The 22,137-nt window shown below is 61.5% G+C and carries 19 protein-coding genes; 5 read left to right on the top strand and 14 right to left on the bottom strand.

Annotated features, from left to right (window positions below):
* Window positions 1-8: 8 nt before the first annotated feature.
* The 11 genes from CFE47_RS27970 to CFE47_RS28020 all read right to left on the bottom strand — a co-directional run bounded on the left by CFE47_RS27970 (window position 9) and on the right by CFE47_RS28020 (window position 12,391).
* On the bottom strand, window positions 9-602 hold the full coding sequence (locus tag CFE47_RS27970; RefSeq protein WP_286841986.1) for an aminodeoxychorismate/anthranilate synthase component II: 594 nt from the start codon (window positions 600-602) through the stop codon (window positions 9-11).
* A gap of 9 nt (window positions 603-611) precedes the next feature.
* Window positions 612-2,093: an anthranilate synthase component I gene (gene trpE, locus CFE47_RS27975; RefSeq protein ID WP_286841988.1), complete on the bottom strand. Its 1,482-nt coding sequence runs from the start codon at window positions 2,091-2,093 to the stop codon at window positions 612-614.
* Between the two features lie 67 nt (window positions 2,094-2,160).
* On the bottom strand, window positions 2,161-2,979 hold the full coding sequence (locus tag CFE47_RS27980; RefSeq protein ID WP_185709291.1) for a phosphoglycolate phosphatase: 819 nt from the start codon (window positions 2,977-2,979) through the stop codon (window positions 2,161-2,163).
* Window positions 2,976-3,650 carry a ribulose-phosphate 3-epimerase gene (gene rpe / locus CFE47_RS27985; RefSeq protein WP_122487302.1) on the bottom strand — a complete coding sequence of 225 codons (675 nt, stop codon included), beginning with the start codon at window positions 3,648-3,650 and terminating at the stop codon, window positions 2,976-2,978. The genes CFE47_RS27980 and rpe overlap by 4 nt, the downstream gene beginning before the upstream one ends.
* An 84-nt stretch (window positions 3,651-3,734) precedes the next feature.
* A complete protein-coding gene (locus CFE47_RS27990; protein WP_286841992.1) occupies window positions 3,735-4,883 on the bottom strand; it encodes an iron-containing alcohol dehydrogenase in 1,149 nt (382 codons plus the stop codon).
* A gap of 201 nt (window positions 4,884-5,084) precedes the next feature.
* A complete protein-coding gene (locus CFE47_RS27995; RefSeq protein WP_192299791.1) occupies window positions 5,085-5,909 on the bottom strand; it encodes an ABC transporter permease in 825 nt (274 codons plus the stop codon).
* A gap of 13 nt (window positions 5,910-5,922) precedes the next feature.
* Window positions 5,923-7,170: an ABC transporter permease gene (locus CFE47_RS28000; protein ID WP_286841996.1), complete on the bottom strand. Its 1,248-nt coding sequence runs from the start codon at window positions 7,168-7,170 to the stop codon at window positions 5,923-5,925.
* Between the two features lie 167 nt (window positions 7,171-7,337).
* Window positions 7,338-8,378, bottom strand: a complete 1,041-nt coding sequence (locus tag CFE47_RS28005) for an ABC transporter substrate-binding protein (protein WP_185709288.1) — start codon at window positions 8,376-8,378, stop codon at window positions 7,338-7,340.
* Window positions 8,379-8,421: 43 nt separating this feature from the next.
* On the bottom strand, window positions 8,422-9,534 hold the full coding sequence (locus CFE47_RS28010; protein ID WP_135289077.1) for an ABC transporter ATP-binding protein: 1,113 nt from the start codon (window positions 9,532-9,534) through the stop codon (window positions 8,422-8,424).
* A gap of 214 nt (window positions 9,535-9,748) precedes the next feature.
* A complete protein-coding gene (locus CFE47_RS28015; RefSeq protein ID WP_185709287.1) occupies window positions 9,749-10,378 on the bottom strand; it encodes a response regulator in 630 nt (209 codons plus the stop codon).
* Window positions 10,379-10,396: 18 nt separating this feature from the next.
* The gene (locus CFE47_RS28020) at window positions 10,397-12,391 is read right to left on the bottom strand and encodes a PAS domain-containing sensor histidine kinase (protein ID WP_286842000.1); all 1,995 of its coding nucleotides are present in this window, start codon (window positions 12,389-12,391) and stop codon (window positions 10,397-10,399) included.
* Window positions 12,392-12,468: 77 nt separating this feature from the next.
* Between CFE47_RS28020 and CFE47_RS28025 the strand changes: the two genes are divergently transcribed.
* A complete protein-coding gene (locus tag CFE47_RS28025) occupies window positions 12,469-13,443 on the top strand; it encodes an alpha/beta hydrolase family protein (protein WP_286842002.1) in 975 nt (324 codons plus the stop codon).
* Between the two features lie 146 nt (window positions 13,444-13,589).
* Here CFE47_RS28025 and CFE47_RS28030 read toward each other — a convergent pair whose 3' ends face one another.
* From CFE47_RS28030 to CFE47_RS28040, 3 genes are read right to left on the bottom strand one after another with little or no spacing between them, the layout of a single operon-like run.
* A complete protein-coding gene (locus CFE47_RS28030; RefSeq protein WP_286842004.1) occupies window positions 13,590-14,357 on the bottom strand; it encodes a TerB family tellurite resistance protein in 768 nt (255 codons plus the stop codon).
* A gap of 1 nt (window position 14,358) precedes the next feature.
* A complete protein-coding gene (murU, locus tag CFE47_RS28035; RefSeq protein WP_286842006.1) occupies window positions 14,359-15,033 on the bottom strand; it encodes an N-acetylmuramate alpha-1-phosphate uridylyltransferase MurU in 675 nt (224 codons plus the stop codon).
* A complete protein-coding gene (locus tag CFE47_RS28040; RefSeq protein ID WP_286842008.1) occupies window positions 15,030-16,055 on the bottom strand; it encodes an aminoglycoside phosphotransferase family protein in 1,026 nt (341 codons plus the stop codon). The genes murU and CFE47_RS28040 overlap by 4 nt, the downstream gene beginning before the upstream one ends.
* A 130-nt stretch (window positions 16,056-16,185) precedes the next feature.
* Here CFE47_RS28040 and CFE47_RS28045 point away from each other — a divergent pair, with 130 nt between their 5' ends.
* The 4 genes from CFE47_RS28045 to rsmA are packed head-to-tail and all read left to right on the top strand — an operon-like array spanning window position 16,186 to window position 22,109.
* A complete protein-coding gene (locus tag CFE47_RS28045) occupies window positions 16,186-18,999 on the top strand; it encodes an LPS-assembly protein LptD (RefSeq protein WP_286842010.1) in 2,814 nt (937 codons plus the stop codon).
* The gene (locus CFE47_RS28050; protein ID WP_286842030.1) at window positions 18,980-20,314 is read left to right on the top strand and encodes a peptidylprolyl isomerase; all 1,335 of its coding nucleotides are present in this window, start codon (window positions 18,980-18,982) and stop codon (window positions 20,312-20,314) included. Before CFE47_RS28045 ends, CFE47_RS28050 begins: the two co-directional genes overlap by 20 nt.
* Window positions 20,311-21,300, top strand: coding sequence for a 4-hydroxythreonine-4-phosphate dehydrogenase PdxA (pdxA, locus tag CFE47_RS28055; RefSeq protein ID WP_185709280.1), 990 nt, complete (start codon window positions 20,311-20,313; stop codon window positions 21,298-21,300). Before CFE47_RS28050 ends, pdxA begins: the two co-directional genes overlap by 4 nt.
* Window positions 21,297-22,109 (top strand): 16S rRNA (adenine(1518)-N(6)/adenine(1519)-N(6))-dimethyltransferase RsmA, encoded by an 813-nt coding sequence (gene rsmA, locus CFE47_RS28060; RefSeq protein ID WP_286842013.1) that lies wholly within the window; start codon window positions 21,297-21,299, stop codon window positions 22,107-22,109. The genes pdxA and rsmA overlap by 4 nt, the downstream gene beginning before the upstream one ends.
* The last annotated feature ends 28 nt before the right edge of the window (window positions 22,110-22,137 follow it).

Below are 22,137 nucleotides of genomic sequence, written 5' to 3' on the forward strand. Positions count from 1 at the left end.
GAAAGTCCTTAGCGCGTGCCGCCGCTCTGCTTGAGAAAGTTAGCGAACAGCTCGTAGCCCTGCTCGGTCAGGATCGATTCAGGGTGAAATTGCACCCCTTCGATATTCAGTGTCTTGTGTCGCAGGCCCATGATCTCGTCGACCGAGCCGTCTTCCAGCTGGGTCCAGGCGGTCAGTTCCAGGCACTCCGGCAAGGTTTCACGCTTGACCACCAGCGAGTGGTAGCGGGTCACCGTCACCGGGTTGTTCAGGGCCTGGAAAACGCCCAGGTCTTTATGGAACACCGGGCTGGTCTTGCCGTGCATCACCTGGCGCGCGCGCACTACGTCACCGCCAAAGGCCTGACCGATGGACTGGTGGCCCAGGCAGACGCCGAGAATAGGCAGCTTGCCAGCAAAAAACTTGATCGCTTCCAGCGAGATACCCGCCTCGGTCGGCGTGCACGGCCCTGGCGAAACCACGATGCGCTCCGGGTTCAGGGCAGCGATTTCGGCCACGGTCATTTCGTCGTTGCGCACCACCTTGACCTCGGCGCCCAGCTCGCCCAGGTACTGCACAACGTTGTAGGTAAAGGAATCGTAGTTATCAATCATCAGCAACATGGGGAAACCTCAGGAATTGGGGGTCTGTTCAGCCAGCGCAACGGCGCGGAACATCGCGCGGCGCTTGTTCAGGGTTTCTTCCCATTCGAGGGCCGGTACCGAGTCGGCGACGATCCCGCCACCGGCCTGCACGTGCAGCTCCCCGTCCTTGATCACGGCGGTGCGGATTGCAATTGCGGTGTCCATGTTGCCGTTCCAGGCGAAATATCCCACGGCGCCGCCGTAGACACCCCGCTTGACCGGCTCCAGTTCGTCGATGATTTCCATCGCACGGATCTTCGGCGCGCCCGACAAAGTGCCGGCGGGCAAGATCGCGCGCAGTGCGTCCATCGCAGTCAAGCCGGCCTTCAGCTCGCCGGTGACGTTGGACACAATGTGCATCACGTTGGAATAACGCTCGATGACCATCTTTTCGGTGAGCTTCACCGAACCGATTTCCGAGACACGCCCGGTGTCATTACGACCCAGGTCGATCAGCATCAAGTGCTCGGCAATTTCCTTGTCGTCACTCAGCAGGTCTTCTTCCAGCGCCAGATCCGCTTCCTCGGTCGCGCCACGTGGGCGAGTGCCGGCAATCGGGCGCACGGTGATCAGGTTGTCCTCAACGCGCACCAGCACTTCCGGCGAACTGCCCACCACGTGGAAGTCGCCAAAATTGAAGAAGTACATGTACGGCGTCGGGTTGAAGCAACGCAGGGCGCGGTACAGGTCGATCGGCGCGGCCTTGAAGTCGATGGACATGCGCTGCGATGGCACTACCTGCATGCAGTCACCGGCGAGGATGTATTCCTTGATGGTGTCGACGGCGCGCTCGTAGTCATCCTGGGTAAAGCTGGAGCGGAACACCGGGTCGGCCGCTGGTGGACGGCTGAGGTCCAAACCGCGACGCGGGGTGATCGGCTGGCGCAGTTTTTCCAGCAGCGCTTCAAGGCTGGCGAGGCCGCTCTCGAAAGCATCGGCCTGAGACGGGTCGGCGAGGACAATCGCGTGCATCTTGCCGGCGAGGTTGTCGAAGACGACAACCGCATCGGAGACCATCAGCAGAATGTCCGGCACGCCCAGCGGATCAGGGTTCGGGCATTTGCCCAGGCGTTTTTCCACGTAACGCACGCAGTCATAGCCGAAATAACCCACCAGGCCACCGTTGAAGCGCGGCAGGCCGGGAATGGTCGGTACGTTGTAACGCGCCTTGAAGGTTTCGACGAACGCCAGAGGGTCTTCCACGTCGTGGCTTTCGATCTCGACGCCATCATGGGTAATGCTCACATGGTGGTCGTGAACGCGCATGACGGTGCGGCACGGCAGGCCGATGATCGAGTAACGGCCCCATTTTTCGCCGCCCTGTACCGATTCCAACAGGTAGGAATTGGGCTCGTCGGCCAGCTTCAGGTAGATCGACAGCGGGGTGTCGAAGTCGGCCAGGGTTTCGCAGGCCAGGGGAATACGGTTATAGCCGGCAGCGGCCAAACGCAGGAATTCTTCGCGGATCATGTGTGCCTCGTGGCTTGAGGGTCTAACAGTCAGGTATGCAAACGTGCCGCAGCGCGGCCAGGATCAGTCAGGCGCGCCAACGCCAGCGGGCCAGGGCCTTGATGACTTTCATCCAGAGTTTGCGAGTGACCACCACGATGGAATTTCCAGAAGGGGACGGATCGGTGTCGGGCAACGTTATCTCAGCGCCCGCTCCCAAGCAACCGGGGATTAACAGTCGCAGGTCATCAATGACCAGCGACGGCGACTCTTCGGCGATCGGTCGGCCATGGTTATAACCATAACTGAGCGCTACGCACTGCACGCCAGCGGCTTTTGCCGCCAGCACATCACTGCGCGAATCGCCGACAAACAGCGACTGCGAAGCCGGGATATTGGCCATTTTCATCACAAAAAACAGCGCCGCCGGATCGGGTTTCTTCTGCGGCAGGGTATCGCCGCCGATGATCCAGCGGAAATACCGGCCAATTTTCATCTGGTCCAACAACGGCGCAACAAAGCGTTCCGGCTTGTTGGTGATCAGGGCCATTTCCACGCCCTGCTTGCTCAGCCATTTGAGGGTGTCGCGCACGCCGGGGTAAACCACGGTCAGATCGTGGCCGTCTTCATAGGCGGCGTTGAACAGTTCCAGGGCGTGCTCGGCCTCGACCTCATCGACACCCTCGGCATCGATGTTGTCCGCCAAGGCCCGGCGCACCAGCATCTGCACGCCGTTCCCCACCCACATGCGCACCGACTCGATCCCCGCAGGCTTGCGCCCCAGCTTGAGCAGCATCTCGTCCACCGCCGCCGCCAGGTCTGGCACCGAGTCGATCAAGGTACCGTCCAGATCGAACATCACCAGCCGTGGCAATTTGCCGGGGAACAGCTGCTCAAAGCCACTCATGGACGTGCCAGCGCCAGCTCGGCGCGCATCTTGTCGATGACGTCCTGGTAGTTCGGCGCGTTGAAGATGGCGGAGCCTGCCACAAAGGTGTCGGCGCCAGCGGCGGCGATTTCACGGATGTTGTTGACGTTGACCCCACCGTCGATCTCCAGGCGGATATCACGGCCAGAGGCATCGATCAACGCACGGGCTTCGCGCAGCTTGTCGAGGGTACCGGGGATGAACTTCTGCCCGCCGAAGCCTGGGTTGACGCTCATCAGCAGCACCATGTCGACCTTGTCCATCACGTACTTGAGCACGTCCAGCGGGGTCGCCGGGTTGAACACCAGGCCCGCCTTGCAACCGCCCTCGCGGATCAGTTGCAGGGTGCGGTCCACGTGCAGCGTGGCTTCCGGGTGGAAGGTGATGTAGGTCGCGCCGGCTTCGATGAAGTCGCCGATAATGCGGTCCACCGGGCTGACCATCAGGTGCGCGTCGATCGGCGCCGTGATGCCGTACTTGCGCAATGCCGCGCACACCATCGGGCCGATGGTCAGGTTGGGCACGTAGTGGTTGTCCATGACATCGAAGTGCACGAAGTCGGCACCGGCGGCCAACACCTTGTCCACTTCTTCACCCAGGCGGGCGAAGTCGGCGGAGAGAATCGATGGAGCAATGACGAAGGGCTGCATGACGCACCTTTTTTGAGCTAAATCACGATGGCGCGCATTGTATACCGCATGCTTTGCCGCGCGCACCGTGACCTGGCTCAATGGCTAGTACGCGGCCCGGTAGATTTTCTCGATGTCGACCGCACTGAGCTTGCGCGGGTTGTTGCGCATCAGGCGCTCAATGCCCGCGGCTTCCGTGGCCATTGCCGGGATCGCGTCCTCGGGAACCCCGAAGCTGCGCAGGCCTGCCGGGATCTCCACTGCGGCACACAGTCGCGTCATCGCCTCCACGGCCCGGTCGGCGGCATCAACAGCACTTAATCCCGCTGTATTGACCCCCATGGCCTGGGCAATCTCCTGCATGCGCTCGACACAGGCCAGTTTGTTCCAATGCATCACATAGGGCAGCAGCAACGCATTGCTTACCCCATGGGCAATATTGAAGCGCCCGCCCAACGGGTACGCCAACGCATGCACTGCCCCTACCCCGGCATTACCAAAGGCCATGCCGGCCATCAGGCTCGCCGTGGCCATATCGTCACGAGCTTGCAGGTTGGTCGGGTTGGCGTAGGCCTTGGGCAGCGCATTGGCGATCAGCTTGATCGCACCAATGGCCAAGGCGTCAGTGATCGGCGAGGCATTCAGCGACAGGTAGGACTCAATGGCATGCACCAGCGCATCCACGCCACTGGCGGCGGTGACACTGCGCGGACACGTCAGGGTCATCTGCGGGCTGATCAGCGCCACATCCGGCAGCAGGTAATCGCTGACGATGCCCTTTTTCAGCTGCGCAACCTTGTCAGAGAGAATCGCCACATTGGTCACTTCCGAGCCCGTGCCCGCCGTGGTGGGGATGGCGATCAGCGGCGGGCCCTTGCGTGGCACCTGGTCCACACCGAATAAATCCGCCAGCGCGCCGTGGTAACCCGCATAGGCCGCCACGCTTTTGGCGATGTCGATGGCACTGCCACCGCCCACGCCGATCAGTCCGTCGTGCCCGCCCTCGCGGTAGACACGCATGCAATCTTCGACGATGGCGATTTCCGGGTCGGGCAATACGCGGTCAAAGATCTCGTAAGTGCGCTCGCCCAAGTGCTCAAGCGCGAGTGCCACGGTGCCGGACTTGACCAGCGCGGCATCGGTGACGATCAGCGGGTTATCCACATCCAGGCGGGTGAGCTCGGCGGCGAGCTGTTCGATGGCCCCGGGGCCGGTGAGCAATTTGTGGGCGATCTTGAATGAGGAAGTACTCATGTGCGCGGCCTCTTATTCGGAAATGGGCTGGCACTAGAGTAGCTGGGGATTTTGGGTTGCCTAGCATTCAGGTTCTGAATGGACGCGATTCATGTGGGAGCTGGCTTGCCTGCGATAGCGGTGTGTCAGTGCCAGATGAGCAAGCTGGCCCACCGCTATCGCAGGCAAGCCAGCTCCCACAGTTGATCCGGTTTCGGCCAGTTAGACCTGGGCGGTACGCAGTTTTTCGCTGCGGCCGCGCAGCCATTCCAATGTCAGCAACAGCAGTACCGAGAAGGCAATCAGCAAGGTCGCGGCGGCAGCAATGGTCGGGCTAAGGTTTTCGCGGATACCGCTGAACATCTGGCGCGGCAACGTCGCTTGCTCAGGACCGGCCAGGAACAGCGTCACCACCACTTCATCAAACGACGTGGCAAACGCAAACAGCGCTCCGGAAATCACCCCCGGCGCAATCAACGGCAAGGTCACCCGGCGAAACGCCGTCAGTGGCGATGCGCCCAGGCTGGCCGCCGCCCGCACCAGGTTGTGATTGAAGCCCTGCAAGGTGGCCGACACGGTGATGATCACGAACGGTACACCCAGCACCGCATGCACCACGATCAGCGAGAAGAAGCTGTTACCCAGGCCCAGCGGCGCAAAAAACAGGTAACTGGCCACGCCGATAATCACCACCGGCACCACCATCGGCGATATCACCAGCGCCATCACCAGCGCCTTGCCGGGGAAATTGCCACGGGTCAGGCCAATGGCTGCCAAGGTACCGAACACCATCGCCAGCACCGTGGCTGCCGGGGCGACGATGATGCTGTTCTTCAGGGCGCGCATCCATTCGGCCGAGCCGAAGAAATCCTGGTACCAGTGCAGCGAAAAACCTTGCAACGGGTACACCAGGAAACTGCCGCTGTTGAACGACAGCGGGATGATCACCAGCACCGGCAGAATCAGGAACAGCAGGATCAAGCCGCAGAGGATCCGCAAGCTGTAGAACCACACCCGCTCAACGGGTGACATATAAGGGCTCAGCATCGCAACGGTCTCCTTAGCTCAGGCGCAGGCGGCTGGCGCCCACCAGCCGGTTGTAGATCAGGTACAGCACCACAGTTGCCAGCAGCAGCAAGCCGCCCAGCGCCGTGGCCATGCCCCAGTTGATGCTGGTGTTGGTGTAGAAGGCAACGAAGTAGCTGACCATCTGGTCGTTCGGGCTGCCCAGCAGAGCCGGGGTGATGTAGTAACCAATCGCCAGGATGAACACCAACAGGCAACCGGCGCCGACACCGGCGTAGGTCTGCGGGAAGTACACACGCCAGAAGCTGCTGAACGGGTGGCAGCCCAAGGAGATCGCCGCACGCATGTAGGTAGGCGAGATGCCTTTCATCACGCTGTAGATCGGCAGGATCATGAACGGCAGCAGGATGTGCACCATGGAGATGTAGACCCCGGTGCGGTTGAACACCAACTCCAGCGGCTTATCGATCAAGCCCATGCCCATCAGTGCGCTGTTGATCAGCCCACCGGATTGCAGCAACACGATCCACGCCGCCACCCGCACCAGGATCGAAGTCCAGAACGGCAGCAACACCAAAATCATCAGCAAGTTGCTCTTGCGCGCCGGCAGGTTGGCCAACAGATACGCCAACGGATAAGCCAACAGCAGGCAGACAAACGTGATCACCAGGCCCATCCAAAAGGTACGGGCGAAGATGTCCAGGTAGATCGCCTGGTCCGGCGTGGCCGGGGCCACTTCGCCGAGGTCGTCGATACGATGATCGACGGCGGCCAGCAGATAGAACGGCGTCAGGCTGCTGGTATTGCGCCGGATCGCCTGCCAGTACGCGGGGTCACCCCAGCGTTCGTCGAGGTTCTCCAACGCTTCTTTATAAGAGGCAGGCGCTTCGGTAAACGGCAGCGCCCGCGCGGTTTTGGTCAGCAGGCTGCGATAGCCGGCCAACTCCATGTTCAAGCGTTTGGACAGATCGCCCAGCGTCTGGTTTTTGCGGGCTTCACCCAAGTCCTCGCTGAGGGCCTGGTACACCGGCTCGCCCGGCAAGCCGCGCCCATCCCAGGCCGTCACCGCCACCACGGTACGTGGCAAACCGCCCACGACCTCCGGGTTGCCGACGCTTTTGAACAGCAGCGCAACGATGGGCACCAGGAACACCAGCAGCAAAAACAGCACCAGCGGCGCAATCAAGGCCTGGGCCTTCCAGCGGTTGACCCGCTCGGCACGCGCCAGGCGCTGCTTGAGGGTGGGGCTGTTGACCTCGTTCGAGGGAACGGCGATGGCCATGGCTGACTCCGGAAAATCTAAGGTGGTTTCACTGGGGTCCGGGCTTTCTGTGGGAGCCGGGCTTGCCCGCGATGGCATCGACTCGGTACATCAGATGCACCGAGGTGTCTGCATCGCAGGCAAGCCAGCTCCCACATAGGCCTGTTCCCACAGGGGGTTATGCGGGGTTACTTGGCAGCCCACGAGTTGAAGCGTTGCTCCAACTGCTCGCCGTTATCCGCCCAGAAGCTCACGTCGATCTGCACCTGGTTGGCGATGTTTTCCGGGGTGGTCGGCATGTCCTTGAGGATGTCCTTGGCCAGCAACGGAACGGCTTGGGTATTGGCCGGGCCGTAGGCAATGTTTTCCGAGTAGGTCTTCTGCTGTTGCGGCTGTACCGAGAAGGCGATGAATTTCTTCGCGGCCTCGGCACGGTCCTTGGCCAGGCCTTTAGGGATGGCCCATGCGTCAAAGTCGTAGATGCCGCCGTTCCACACCACTTTCAGGTTGCTTTCTTTCTGCACGGCGGCGATACGGCCGTTGTACGCAGAGCTCATCACCACGTCACCCGAGGCGAGGTACTGCGGCGGTTGTGCGCCGGCTTCCCACCATTGGATCGACGGTTTGAGTTCGTCGAGCTTCTTGAACGCGCGGTCCTGGCCATCTTTGCCGGCCAGCACTTTGTAGACGTCCTTCGGCGCGACGCCGTCGGCCATCAGTGCAAATTCCAGGGTGTACTTGGCGCCTTTACGCAGGCCGCGCTTGCCCGGGAATTTCTTGGTGTCCCAGAAATCCGCCCAGCTGGTTGGCGCGCTGGTCAGCTTGTCGGCGTTGTAGGCCAACACGGTGGACCACACGAAGAAACCCACGCCGCATGGCTGAATGGCGCCCTTCACGTAGTCGGCGGTGTTGCCGAACAGTTTCGGGTCCAGGGGTTCGAACATGTCTTCGTCGCAGCCACGGGACAGCTCCGGCGATTCCACTTCTACCAGGTCCCAGGACACGCTTTTGGTGTCGACCATGGCTTTGACCTTGGCCATTTCACCGTTGTACTCGCCAGCGACAATCTTGCCGTTGCCCGCGCTTTCCCACGGGGCATAGAAGGCCTTGACCTGTGCCGCCTTGTTCGCGCCACCAAAGGACACGACCGTCAGGTCCGGGCCGGCCATGGCCTGGGTTGCGCCGATCAGGCCCAGGGCCAGGGCGGAAAATTTCAGGGATCTCAACATTGTTGTTCTCTCCACGTGCAGGGTTGGTGAAGCCATGGGGCGATCAATTCGCCTCTAGAAGTGGGTCGAGTGCGCGAACGTGCTCGACTTGCCAGCCAATCGGTACCACGTCGCCAACCGCCAGCGCTGGGTCCAGCTCGGCAATCGGTTGTTTCACAAAAAAATCGGTCTTGCCGCAGACTTCCAGGCGCACCCGCACGTGGTCGCCCAGGTAGATGAATTCCGCCACCCGCCCGGAGAAACGGTTGACGCAACTTTCGCTGGAGCCGTTGAGGCTGACGCGCTCCGGGCGCACCGACAGGGTCACCGGGCCACCGACCTGGCCGACGTTCACCGCCAGCGCCTCGACCTTCTCGCCCCGCGCCAGCTCCACCACGCAACGGTCGCCGGTGTGGCTGTGCAGGCGGCCATTGAGGCGGTTGTTCTCGCCAATGAAATTGGCTACGAAAGTGTTCTTAGGTTCTTCGTACAAGGTGCGCGGTGCGGCGATCTGCTGGATCTCGCCCTGATGGAACACCGCCACACGGTCAGACATGGTCAGCGCTTCGCCCTGGTCGTGGGTCACGTACACCACCGTCACGCCGAGACGCTGATGCAGGTGCTTGATCTCCATCTGCATGTGTTCGCGCAGCTGCTTGTCGAGGGCGCCGAGGGGTTCGTCCATCAGCACCAGCTGTGGTTCGAACACCAGCGCGCGGGCCAAGGCCACACGCTGTTGCTGGCCGCCGGACAGTTGCGCCGGGTAGCGCTGGGCGAAGGCATCAAGCTGCACCATGTTCAGCACGCGTTTGACCCGCTCGCTGATGTCGGTCTTGCTTAGGCCGCGCACCGACAGCGGGAACGCCAGGTTCTCGGCCACTGTCATGTGCGGGAACAATGCGTAGTTCTGGAACACCATGCCGATATCGCGCTTGTGCGGCGGCACGTTGTTGATAGAGCGTCCGGCCAGCTGGATTTCGCCGGCAGTCGGCGTTTCAAAGCCTGCGAGCATCATCAGGCTGGTGGTCTTGCCCGAACCGGAAGGCCCGAGCAGGGTCAGGAACTCGCCCTTGCGAATCTCCAGGTTGAGGTCTTTGACGATCAGGTTCTCGCCGTCGTAGCTCTTCTGCACGCCACGAAAGCTGACCAGTACATCATTTGAATCCACCTCGCTCATACCCGCACCTTTGTATTTTGGACTGCTGTGGCACAAGCGTAGTCCAGGCGCGAGCCCCCGGAAATCGGGGGCCGGGAGAGAATTGCATCAGCCGGATGGAAGGTTTGGGGTAGGGATCGCCCTACACGGATGGCGGGGATGGGACAGTGCCTCGGCGCCCTGCGCCGGGAATCGGTTCAGCACCGCTCGCAAGGTGTCGCAAACAGGTATGTCGTCACAGCAACTTGTGTTCCATGGCGTACTTCACCAGGTCCGCCAGGGAGGTGATGTTGAGCTTTTGCATCAAGCGCGCCTTGTGGGTGCTGATGGTTTTGCTGCTCAGGGCCAGTTGCTGGGCAATGTCATTGACGTTGGCGCCTTGGGCCAGACGCTCGAACACCGAAAACTCACGCTCCGACAGTAATGAGTGCAACGGTCGCGCATCGGTGAGGCCCACTTCGAAGACCATACGGTCGGCCAGGTCCGGGTCGATATAACGCCCGCCCGCCGCGACCTTGCGAATTGCCGTGAGCAGCAGTGCCGGGTCGCTGTCCTTGGTGGCGTAACCGGCGGCACCGACCTTTAAGGCGCGGGCGGCCATTTGCGCCTCGTCGTGCATCGACAGCACGAGGATCGCCGGCGGATTGCTCAGCGCGCGAATCCGCGCGATGGCTTCCAGGCCGTTGACGCCAGGCATCGAGATATCCAGCAGCACCACCTCGCAGGGCACATGGCGCAACGTCTCTAGCAGTTGCTCGCCGTTGCTCGCTTCCCCGACCACTTGCAGGTCCTTGGCCAGGCCGATCAGTTGCTTGATGCCTTCGCGAACGATGGTGTGGTCTTCGGCTACCAGTACACGGATCACAGGGACTTCCTCTTGGTGTTATGCATCCAACGGCACCGTGACGCTCAGGGTGGTGCCCTCCCCCAGTTCGCTTTGCAGGCTTAGCTTCCCGCCCATGATCAGCACCCGCTCGCGCATGCCCACCAGGCCGAACGACACGGCGCGGCCTTGGGCCTGGACGAAACCGACGCCATCGTCGCTGATGCTCAGCCGCAAATTCGTGCCTTCCACTGCCAGGGTCAGCTCGACAGTATGCGCCTGGGCATGGCGCATTACGTTGGTCAGCGCTTCCTGCAAGATACGAAACAAGCCGATGGCCTTGGCGTCGCTCAGGGCCGGCAGGTTATCCGGAACCTGCACCAGGCAGGGAATTTGCGTACGCGCTTCAAAGCGCCGCGCTTGCCACTCGATGGCGGAAGCGATACCGGCATCGAGAATCGGCGGGCGCAGCGCGGTGGCCACGTCGCGCACCAGTTGGAACAGCTGGGCGATCAGGCGCTTCATGCTGTTCAAGCGTTCATTGAGCCCAGGGTCCAGCTGTGAATACGCCAGTTCGCACATGGAGGTTTCCAGCTTGAGCACGGTGAGCATCTGCCCGAGTTCGTCGTGCACTTCGCGGGCGATACGAGCCTTTTCTTCTTCGCGCACGGTTTCGAGATGGGCGGACAACTCGCGCAGTTGCGCCTCACTTTGCAGCAGTGCAGCGACATAACGGCGCCGCTCGGTGACGTCCGTGAGGTAGACCACCAGGTATTCGCCGTCGGCAAAGCGCAGGAAGCTCAGGGACACATCGGCAGGCAGGACACTGCCGTCGGCGCGCAGGCAATCGGTGGCAAAGTTCTGCGGACCGTCTTCACTGGCGCGGGCGCGCTTCCACAGGTTGAGCCAGCGGTCCATGTCCAGGGTCGGGTCAAGGTCGATCAATGGCCGCTCGATCAGCGCGTCGGGGCCATAGCCCAGCATGGTTTCGGCAGCGCGGTTGGCGTAGCGCACATGGCTGTCCCAATTGACCCACAGGATGCCGACGGTGCTTTGATCGATGGAAAACTGCGTCAGCCGCAGCGCTTCGGCACCGGCGGCACGGGCCGCGCTTTCTTCACGGGCGGCGAGCAGGCCATGCTCCAGTGCCCGTTGCTGGCGGCGCTGCCAGAACACCACGGCCAAACTGGCAAGCAGGAACAGGCTCAGCAGGACACAGAGGTTTTGCCACAGGCCCGGCGATTCGGTCAGCCGAGGGTATTTGGGTTGCAGCCAGCGGTTGTGCAACTGGTCCAGGTCACGTGCGGGAATCGCGCGCAGGGCGCTTTCCATGATGCCGGCCAGCTCCGGCCAATCCCGGCGCGTTGCCACCCGCAGCAATTGCGGCAAGCCGATATCCCCCACCACTGCCAGCCCGGCGAATTCCGCCTCGCTAGACAAGCGGCTCAACTGCGCCTCATCCACCACGGCATACCGCGCCTGCTGGCTCACCAATAATTGCAGGGCCTGGCGCTCCATGGGCACGCCTTGCAGGTTGAGGCTCGGGTAGGTGCCGCGCAGGTAGTCGGCGACGGCGCTGGGCATGCGCACGGCAACGCGGGATTGGTCGTCGAGTTTTTCCAACTCCACCGCACCACCGCCGTCACGGATGCCGACGATGTGCTGGGGCACGCGCATATATGGGTCGGTGAATAACCACAAGCGCAAGCCGGCCGGGGTTTGTTGCAGGCCGGGGGCCATGTCTATCTCGCCGTCGCGCAGGGCGGCGTCCAGCTGCTCCTGAGTGGGGAAGTTGCGCCAGGTCAGCTCGATGTTCAACGCCTTGGCCAGCCACTGCATCAGCTCCACATTGGCCCCGGACAGGCGCTGCAAACGCCGGTCGTATTGCGCAAAAGGTGCCTGCAATACCAGGCCCACCCGCAACTCCGGGTGCTGTGCCAGCCATTCGCGTTGCTGCGGGTTCAGCTGTGCTTGAGGCACGGCAGGCACCGTCGCGGCATTCGCGATCAAGGCAAACCATAAACAGCCGATAACCAGCAGACAGCGAAAACCCATGATCCACGTCTCACATCACTGACAAATACAGACCAACCCATTAGGCTGCTGGAACCTTTTCTGGCCGGGAATTAACGATGCCCTTTATTCACCGCTCGGCACTGCCAGCATTGTGCCTGTCGCTGCTATTTACCAGCGCCTTTTCTGTGCAGGCCGCAGACGCCCCGGCGCCGGCTGCCGAAAAACCCGTCGAACGCCAGCCCCTGCCTGAGCGCAGCCAGCAAGAAGCCAGTGCCCTGGAACGCAAGATCCCGCAGCAGGAACAGCAGCAACTGCAGGCCGGCAGCGATTCATTCCTCGCCCTGTGGAAACCGGCCAACAGTGCCGAGCCAGAAGGCGTGGTGATTATCGTACCGGGCAGCGGCGAGAATGCTGACTGGCCGCAAGCAATCGGTCCGTTGCGCCGCAAATTACCGGACGCCCATTGGGGCACTCTTAGCCTGTCGCTGCCGGATGTGAGCGTGGACACCCTGCCACCGCGCGTGATGGAAGCGCCCAAGGCCACCGTCGACACCAGCAGCAAGGACGCGAGCACTGCCGACAAACCGATCGAACAAGCCGCCAGCGCCGAGGCTGAAGGCACCGACCCGGCCGTAGTGCCGGGCGCGGACGAGCAGGACAAGACCGACGCCTCACGCATTTTCGCGCGCATCGATGCCGCCGTGGCATTCGCCCAGACCCAGAGCGCGCGCAGCGTGGTGCTGGTGGGGCATGGCACGGGGGCTTGGTGGGCGGCGCGGTATTTGAGCGAGAAACAGCCGTCCCAAGTGCAGAAGCTGGTCATTGTCGCTGCGCAAACACCTGCCGGGCGCCAACCGGACATCCAGCAACTGGCACCTGGCTTGAAGTTGCCGACCGCCGATGTCTTCTATCAAGACAACGCCCAGGCACGCAAAAACGCCCAGGCCCGTGCCGAAGCAGCTAAGCGGTTGAAGAATGATGGGTATAAGCAGGTGTCGCTGAAAACCGTACCGGGCAACGGTGCTGCCGAGCAGGAGCAGTTGTATCGGCGGATTCGTGGGTGGTTGAGTCCGCAAGCCAGCGCGGACTGATCACATTCTTCAAGAGCACCGAAAATCCCCTGTGGGAGCGGGCTTGCTCGCGAATGCGGTGGGTCAGTATCAGATGTGCTGACTGACATACCGCATTCGCGAGCAACCCCGCTCCCACATTGGATTGGATTGGCACATCAGATTAGTCAGCGAAAATCCCGGCGCTCACGAATCAGCGCATACGCACTGTGCAGCTCGCGCGTACGCTCGGTGGCCTCACGCACTTGCGCAGGGCTGGCACCACTGCCGGCAACCTTGTCTGGATGGTGACGGCTGAGCAGACGGCGATAGGCCCGCTTGATCACTGACGGTTCGGTGGTGGCTGTCACGCCGAGCAAACGCAACGCCTCTTGATAGCTAGCCCCTCGATTGATCAGCGGCTTGCGCTCAGGCGTGAAGTCAGCGGCCAGCGCCTGCAGTTGCTGCGGCGTCCAACCCAACCACTTGCCCCACTGCTCGATCAGGTCGCGCTCGGCGTCGCTCGCCTTGCCGTCGGCCCAGACCATCCGCCAGCACGCACGCAACACACCCTCTGCCGCATGGGGTTGGGCCTTGAGCACACGCAAATAACTGCGCACCCGGTCAGAGCCGGACTTACCACGGTTGAAGGCGGCAATCGCACGGCGCTGGGCGGACTCGGTCATGTCCAACGAACGCATTTCCTGCCGCGCCTGCTGGATATGCCCGTCCGCCACCCGGCCATTGCTCTTGGCCAGACGTCCCAGCAGTACGAACAACAACTCGTCATTGCGCAACGCCGGGCGCCCACCCAGGCGCTCGCGCAACTGCGCCCAATTGTGCAATTGCAGGCGACGGTCCAGCGCCTGCCCCAATAGCGCGCCCAGCATGGCCCCCGGAATACTGGCAATGGCAAAGCCAGCCCCGGCGCCGATCAGCGTCCCTGGCCACAGCATGCTACCGCCCCGCAGTCAGCAGGGTTTCGACTTGCGCCAAGCGCTCCAGCGTGCCGACATCAATCCAGCGTCCCGCCATGTGTTCCCCCGTTACCAAACCCTTGGCCATCGCCGCCCGCAACAGCGGCGCCAGCTTGAAGGCACCCGCGCTGCACCCCTCGAATAGTTTGGGGTCGAGCACGGAAATGCCACTGAAGGTCAGGTTATCGGCACCGGCCGCTGCATCATGAAGCAAACCCTGATCAAGGTAGAAATCACCGCCAGAAGGGTGATGCGCCGGGTTATCGACCATCACCAGGTGAGCCAGGCCTTGCAGCGGCTGCTTGAGCTGAGTGAAGTCGTAGTCGGTCCAGATATCGCCATTGACCACCAGGAACGGCGCGTCCCCCAGCAGCGGCAATGCCTGGAAAATCCCACCGCCGGTTTCCAGCGGCTCACCTTCCGGGGAGTAACGAATACGCAGACCGAACTGCGAACCGTCCCCCAGGTAGCTTTCGATCTGCTGACCGAGCCAGGCGTGGTTGATCACGATATCAGTGAAGCCCGCCTTGGCCAGCGCCTCCAGGTGGTACTCGATCAGGCGCTTGCCGCCGGCCTGCACCAAAGGCTTGGGGGTGTGCAAGGTGAGCGGACGCATCCGCTCGCCTTTGCCGGCGGCCAGGATCATGGCCTTCATAGCGTCGCCTCGGAAGGTTGGCGCAGACTGCCGAGCAACTCGGCCAGTTCACTCAACTCCGGGCGCTCGGCCAGTACCGCCTCTATATAAGCAAAGAAGCGCGGCACGTCGGCCAGGTAACGGGGCTTGCCGTCACGGTGACAGATGCGCGCGAAGATGCCGATAACCTTGAGGTGACGCTGCACACCCATCAGGTCGCTGGCCTGCAGGAAGTCGTCAAAATCTGCCTGCACCGGAATGCCAGCCTGGCCCGCACGCTCCCAATAGCCTCGTTGCCATTCACGCACGCGAGCCTGGGGCCAACTGAGAAAGGCGTCCTTGAACAGGCAGGTAATGTCATAGGTCACCGGGCCGTAGACCGCGTCCTGGAAATCCAGCACGCCGGGGTTCGGCTCACTGATCATCAAGTTGCGCGGCATGTAGTCGCGGTGCACCAAGACTTTTGGCTGCGCCAGGGCGCTGTCGATCAGCAGGTCGCTGGCTCGCTGCCAGAGCGCTTGCTGGCGAGTATCAAACTCGATACCCAAATGCCGGCGCACGTACCACTCTGGAAACAGTTCCAGCTCACGGCGCAGCAAGGCAACGTCGTAACTGGGCAGTGGCGCATCCATCGGTAACTGCTGGAAAGCCAGCAAGGCGTCGATGGCATCGGCAAACAATTGATCGGCGTTTTCACCGTCAATCACGTCCAAATAGGTTTTTCTGCCCAGGTCATTGAGCAAAAGAAAGCCGCGCGGCAAATCTTCTGCATAAATTTTTGGAACATTTATGCCCGACTTCGCCAGCAAATGAGCGATATCGACGAAAGGTTTGCAGTTTTCCTGGGGGGGTGGAGCGTCCATTACCACGAAAGTGCGGCCCCCTCCTTCCCAGCGGAAATAGCGCCTGAAACTCGCGTCGCTGCTGGCCGCGGTCAATGTGGCCGGGGGTACGGCACCCCAGCCTTGAGCGTTGAAAAGAATCGGCAACTGCTCATCCAGCCAGACATTCAGCTGTTGTAAACGTAGATCTTGCTCGGGCATTACAAGGGTCTCCGACGGCGCTAGCCGTCAAGCGGGTCATGCTTTATTATCACGCATCTTTTTCAGACCATCGAGAGGCGTGCGGCCCACACCGCGGGCAGATGGCACGCAGGAAGCCCGGACTAATAAGATGGCATTGAAATCCCCCGCGTTTCGTAGAAAATTTCCGTTGCTGGTAACCGGCAGTCTGCTGGCCATGCAACCTTTCGCCACCTCATTCGTGGTCGCCGCGGAACAGTATGACTGCTCAGTCTCTGCTTCGGGTGCCTGGGATTGCGCGCCAAAAACCGCCGCAGCCCCGTTGCCACCGCGTCCTGTGCATGACGGCGCCGCCGTAAGCTCAGGCAACAGCACGGCGCAAACCGATGCTGACGGCAAAGCCGACGCCGGACCGAAGACCGCATTGGTCACCGAGACCAAGGGCCGTGGCATGCGTTCGCGCAGTGCCGACTATAGCCACTTGGACTGGGTCCCCCGCGACAAGCTGACCGCCGCCCAACTGGCAGAAACCGGTCCTTACTGCGGCGGCGCGTACATCGAGCCAACGCGTCCTGGCATGAACGACAAGACGAACAAGAGCGATGCGCCGACCTTCATCGGTGCCAAGGCCTCTCGTTACGAGCAAGAATCACAAGTTGCAACCCTGGCCGGTGACGTTGTCATGCGCCAAGGCAGCATGCAGCTTGAAGCCCAGGAAGCCAGCCTGTACCAGGCCGAAAGCCGCGGCGAACTGGACGGCAATGTGCGCCTGCGCGACAACGGCGCCCTGATCGTCGGCGACCACGCCCAGGTCCAACTGGACACCGGCGCGGCGCAGATCGACAACGCCGAGTACGTGCTGCACAAATCGCGCATCCGCGGTAACGCGCTGTACGCCAAGCGTGCCGAAAACGCGATCATCCGTCTCAAGGACGGTACGTACACCACCTGCGAGCCGGACAGCAACGCCTGGCAGCTCAAGGGCAACAACATCACGTTGAACCCGGCCACCGGTTTCGGTACGGCCACCAACGCGACGTTGCGGATCAAGAACATTCCGATCCTGTACACCCCCTACATCTATTTCCCGATCGACGACCGTCGTCAATCCGGCTTCCTGCCACCGAGCTTCAGCTCCGGCAGCGAGACCGGCTTTACCCTGGTTACGCCGTACTACTTCAACCTGGCGCCAAACTACGACGCCACGTTGTACCCGCAATACATGACCAAGCGCGGCATGATGATGGAGGGCGAATTCCGCTACCTCACCAAGTCCAGCGAAGGCCAGTTCGGCGGCGCGTACCTGAACGACGACAACGACGAACGCAAGCAGCAGACCGACTACGAAAAAACCCGCTACATGCTCAACTGGCAGCACAAGGGCGGGTTGGATTCGCGTGTACTGACCCAGGTCGACTACACCACGATCAGCGATCCGTATTACTTCCAGGACCTCAAGTCCTACCAGGAAGGCGTCGAGAGCCGTGACTACGTGAACCAACAGGGTTCCGTGACGTATCGCGGCGACAGCTTCCAGGCTCGTTTGAACCTGCAGGCCTACCAGCTGGCGACGATCTCGCAGATCACCCCGTATGACCGCCTGCCGCAGATCACCTTCAACGGTACCCTGCCTTACCATCCGGGCGGCTTGAACTTCAGCTACGAAACCGAAGCTGTGCGCTTTGAGCGGAACCTGGAGAACGGCACCTTTACCGACGAGAACGGCCTGGTGTCGCCTCGCCTGGACACCTACGTAACTGGCCTGACCCGTGCAAACGGCACACGCTTGAACGTAGCGCCGGCTGTCGAATACCCGATGAACTGGACCTACGGCTTTGTGACGCCGAAGCTCAAGTACGTCTACACCAAGTACGACCTTGACCTCGACAGCATTGGCAAGAACGACATTATTGCTGCGCAGGCAGCATCGACCGCTGCTGGCACCCAGTACGCTGGCGGCACGTTCAAAAGCTCCCAAGACCGTGCAGTCCCGGTTGCCAGCATCGATAGCGGCCTGTACTTCGACCGCGACACCAACTGGTTCGGCAAGGACTATCGTCAGACCCTCGAACCACGTGCGTTCTACCTGTACGTGCCGAACAAGGACCAGAGCGACATTCCGGTGTTCGACACCAGCGAGTACTCGTTCAGCTACGCGTCGCTGTTCCGCGACAACCGCTTCAGCGGCTCCGACCGTATCGGCGACGAGAACAAGCTGTCCCTTGGCTTGACCAGCCGCTGGATCGAAGAAAACGGTTTCGAGCGTCAACGCGTTTCTGTTGGCCAGGCCGTGTACTTCAAGGATCGTGAAGTCCAACTGCCGGGTATCCTGGCGTCCGACCGTGCAGATGCGCAGTCCGATGTGTCGCCTGTCGCCCTGGACTACGAGTTCCGCTTCAACCGCGACTGGCGCGCCACTGCCGACTACAACTGGGACACCGAGGAACACAGCCCTCGTTCCGGCAGCGCGATGCTCCACTACCAGCCGGAAGACAACCCGAACAAGATCATCAACGTCGGCTATCGCTATCGTAACGACCAGGTCGTGTACAACCAGCTGACCGGCAAATGGCAATTCGGCGGTGACTACGGCACGCCAGGCCAAGAGAACTACGTGAAGGATTACTACAAAATCCAGCAACACGACTTCTCGATGATGTGGCCGATCGTTCCACAGTGGAACCTGATCACCCGCTGGCAGTACGACTATGCCCGCAACCGTACCCTGGAAGCCTTCGGTGGTTTCGAGTACGACAACTGCTGCTGGAAACTGCGCGTCATCAACCGTTACTGGGTTTCCAACGACGAATACAGCCAGATCGCCCCGCTTAACGAAAAGGGTGACCACGGGCTCTTTCTCCAGATCGTCCTCAAGGGACTGGGCGGCCTGACCGGCGCCAAGGTAGAGAGCTTCCTCGACAAAGGCATTGAAGGTTATCGTGAACGTGAAGACAAAGCTTTCTGAGTGTCTGCGCCCGCTAGTGCTGGGCGCACTGTTCCTGGGTACCGCATCGGCGCACGCTGCGGTTCAAGAACTGGATAAGGTAGTGGCCATCGTCGATAACGACGTGATCATGCAGAGCCAACTGGACCAACGCGTCAAGGAAGTTCAGCAAACCATCGCCAAGCGTGGCGGTGGCGTGCCACCTACCAGCGTCCTGGACCAGCAGGTGCTGGAGCGCCTGATCGTCGAAAACCTGCAACTGCAGATTGGCGATCGTTCCGGCATCCGCATTTCGGACGAAGAACTGAACCAGGCCGTGGGCACCATTGCCCAGCGCAACAACATGACCATTGACCAGTTCCGTGCAGCCCTGGCCCACGACGGTTTGTCCTATGAGGACGCCCGTGACCAGATCCGCCGTGAAATGATCATCAGCCGTGTACGTCAGCGCCGTGTAGCCGAGCGCGTTCAAGTGTCGGAGCAGGAAGTGAAGAACTTCCTGGCCTCGGACCTGGGCAAGATGCAGCTTTCCGAAGAGCTGCACCTGGCCAATATCCTGATCGCAACACCCGACAGCGCCACTTCCGAGCAGCTCAATGCAGCCGCAGCGAAAACCCAGGCTGTCTATGATCGTCTCAAGGCCGGTGCTGACTTTGCCCAAACGGCGATCGCCGTGTCCGGCAGCGACAACGCCCTTGAAGGCGGCGACATGGGCTGGCGTAAAGCCGCTCAATTGCCACCTCCGTTCGACCGTGAACTGAGCGCCATGGAAGTGGGTGGCATCACCCAGCCAGCACGTACGCCGGGCGGCTTCATTATCCTCAAGCTGTTGGAAAAACGCGGTGGCGAGACTTCGCTGAAAGACGAGGTTCATGTTCGTCATATCCTCGTCAAACCAAGCGAAATCCGCACCGAAGCCCAAACCAAGGAACTGGCCCAGAAGATCTATGACCGCATCGAAAGCGGTGAAGACTTCGCCACCCTGGCCAAGAGCTTTTCGGAAGACCCGGGTTCTGCTCTCAACGGCGGCGACCTGAACTGGATCGACCCGAAAGCGTTGGTGCCGGAGTTCCAGGACGTCATGGCCAAGACCCCGCAAGGCGTTCTGTCCAAGCCGTTCAAGACTCAATACGGCTGGCATGTACTGGAAGTCCTTGGCCGTCGCGCCACCGACAACACTGCACAGGCCCGCGAGCAACAAGCACTCAACGTACTGCGTAACCGCAAATACGATGAAGAACTGCAAACCTGGCTGCGTCAGATCCGCGACGAAGCCTATGTAGAGAACAAACTGCCAGGCGCCGAGCAAACAGGCACCAACCAGGCAGCCCAGTGAAACCCCAGCGTTTCGCGGTAACACCCGGCGAGCCTGCCGGCATAGGTCCAGACCTGTGCCTGCTGCTCGCCTCGCAACCTCAGCCACACCCCCTGATTGCCATTACCAGCCGCGACCTGCTCCTCGAGCGGGCCGCGCAGCTGGGCGTGGCTGTCAATGTGCTGGAGGTATCGCCGGGCAATTGGCCAGACCTTCCGGCACCTGCTGACAGCCTGTATGTGTGGGATACGCCACTGAACGCCAAAGTCGTTGCCGGGAAACTGGACAAGGCCAATGCGGCGTTCGTCCTGGAAACGCTGACCCGCGCAGGGCAAGGCTGCATCGACGGCGACTTCGCCGGCATGATCACCGCGCCAGTGCACAAGGGCGTAATCAACGAGTCCGGCATTGCCTTTTCCGGGCACACCGAATTCCTCGCCGAACTGACCCATACCGAACAAGTCGTGATGATGTTGGCCACACGCGGCCTGCGCGTCGCCCTGGTGACGACGCACCTGCCGTTGCGTGACATTGCCGACGCCATTACCGTCGAGCGCCTGGAGCGCGTAACGCGCATCCTGCACGCCGACCTGCAACAAAAATTCGGCATCGCCCAACCGCGCATCCTGGTCTGCGGGCTCAACCCCCACGCAGGTGAAGGCGGCCACCTGGGCCATGAAGAAATCGACATCATCGAACCAACCCTGGAGCGTCTGCGCCAAGAAGGCATGGACCTGCGTGGCCCACTGCCTGCGGACACTCTGTTTACCCCCAAATATCTGGAGCACTGCGACGCAGTGCTGGCGATGTACCACGACCAGGGGCTGCCGGTGCTTAAATACAAAGGCTTCGGCGCCGCAGTCAACGTGACACTGGGCCTGCCGATCATCCGCACTTCCGTCGACCATGGCACCGCCCTGGACCTGGCGGGCAGCGGCAAGATCGATACCGGCAGCCTGCACGTGGCCCTGGAAACCGCCTATCAGATGGCCGAGACCCGTATATGACCGAGCATTACCAACACCGGGCGCGCAAGCGTTTCGGGCAAAACTTCCTGCACGACGCTGGCGTGATCGACCGCATCCTGCGCTCCATCCATGCCAAGCCGGAAGACCGCCTGCTGGAAATCGGCCCAGGCCAGGGCGCACTGACCCAAGGCTTGCTGGCCAGCGGTGGCCAACTGGACGTGGTGGAGTTGGACAAGGACCTGATCCCGATCCTCAACCAGCAGTTCGCCGGCAAGTCCAACTTCAACCTGCATCAGGGCGACGCACTGAAGTTCGATTTCAACACCCTCAACGCCGCGCCTAACAGTCTGCGCGTAGTGGGCAACCTGCCATACAACATCTCCACGCCGCTGATCTTCCACCTGCTGAACAACGCCGGGATCATCCGCGACATGCACTTCATGCTGCAAAAAGAAGTGGTGGAGCGCCTGGCCGCAGGGCCTGGTGGCGGTGATTGGGGTCGCCTGTCGATCATGGTCCAGTACCACTGCCGCGTAGAGCACCTGTTCAACGTGGGTCCTGGCGCGTTCAACCCGCCGCCGAAGGTCGACTCGGCCATCGTGCGCCTGGTGCCTCACGCCGTGTTGCCGCACCCGGCCAAGGATCACAAGTTGCTGGAGCGGGTCGTGCGCGAAGCCTTCAACCAGCGCCGCAAAACCCTGCGCAACACGCTCAAGGCCCTGCTGAGCAATGCCGAAATCGAAGCCGCTGGCGTCGACGGCAGCCTGCGCCCCGAGCAACTGGACCTTGCCGCGTTCGTACGCCTGGCCGACCAACTGGCTATCCAGCCCGCGCCAACCGCCGACTGACACCCAAGCCTGGCCAGACACATGTCTG

Origin of the sequence: Pseudomonas sp. PGPPP1, from assembly GCF_002255865.1 — a bacterium.
GTDB classification, from domain to species: domain Bacteria; phylum Pseudomonadota; class Gammaproteobacteria; order Pseudomonadales; family Pseudomonadaceae; genus Aquipseudomonas; species Aquipseudomonas cremoris.

Excerpts from the sequence above, each read along its gene's own strand:
- CFE47_RS27970 (WP_286841986.1), bottom strand. The coding sequence starts at position 602 with ATGTTGCTGATGATTGATAACTACGATTCCTTTACCTACAACGTTGTG.
- trpE (WP_286841988.1), bottom strand. The coding sequence starts at position 2,093 with ATGATCCGCGAAGAATTCCTGCGTTTGGCCGCTGCCGGCTATAACCGT.
- CFE47_RS27980 (WP_185709291.1), bottom strand. The coding sequence starts at position 2,979 with ATGAGTGGCTTTGAGCAGCTGTTCCCCGGCAAATTGCCACGGCTGGTG.
- rpe (WP_122487302.1), bottom strand. The coding sequence starts at position 3,650 with ATGCAGCCCTTCGTCATTGCTCCATCGATTCTCTCCGCCGACTTCGCC.
- CFE47_RS27990 (WP_286841992.1), bottom strand. The coding sequence starts at position 4,883 with ATGAGTACTTCCTCATTCAAGATCGCCCACAAATTGCTCACCGGCCCC.
- CFE47_RS27995 (WP_192299791.1), bottom strand. The coding sequence starts at position 5,909 with ATGCTGAGCCCTTATATGTCACCCGTTGAGCGGGTGTGGTTCTACAGC.
- CFE47_RS28000 (WP_286841996.1), bottom strand. The coding sequence starts at position 7,170 with ATGGCCATCGCCGTTCCCTCGAACGAGGTCAACAGCCCCACCCTCAAG.
- CFE47_RS28005 (WP_185709288.1), bottom strand. The coding sequence starts at position 8,378 with ATGTTGAGATCCCTGAAATTTTCCGCCCTGGCCCTGGGCCTGATCGGC.
- CFE47_RS28010 (WP_135289077.1), bottom strand. The coding sequence starts at position 9,534 with ATGAGCGAGGTGGATTCAAATGATGTACTGGTCAGCTTTCGTGGCGTG.
- CFE47_RS28020 (WP_286842000.1), bottom strand. The coding sequence starts at position 12,391 with ATGGGTTTTCGCTGTCTGCTGGTTATCGGCTGTTTATGGTTTGCCTTG.
- CFE47_RS28025 (WP_286842002.1), top strand. The coding sequence starts at position 12,469 with ATGCCCTTTATTCACCGCTCGGCACTGCCAGCATTGTGCCTGTCGCTG.
- CFE47_RS28030 (WP_286842004.1), bottom strand. The coding sequence starts at position 14,357 with ATGCTGTGGCCAGGGACGCTGATCGGCGCCGGGGCTGGCTTTGCCATT.
- murU (WP_286842006.1), bottom strand. The coding sequence starts at position 15,033 with ATGAAGGCCATGATCCTGGCCGCCGGCAAAGGCGAGCGGATGCGTCCG.
- CFE47_RS28040 (WP_286842008.1), bottom strand. The coding sequence starts at position 16,055 with ATGCCCGAGCAAGATCTACGTTTACAACAGCTGAATGTCTGGCTGGAT.
- CFE47_RS28045 (WP_286842010.1), top strand. The coding sequence starts at position 16,186 with ATGGCATTGAAATCCCCCGCGTTTCGTAGAAAATTTCCGTTGCTGGTA.
- rsmA (WP_286842013.1), top strand. The coding sequence starts at position 21,297 with ATGACCGAGCATTACCAACACCGGGCGCGCAAGCGTTTCGGGCAAAAC.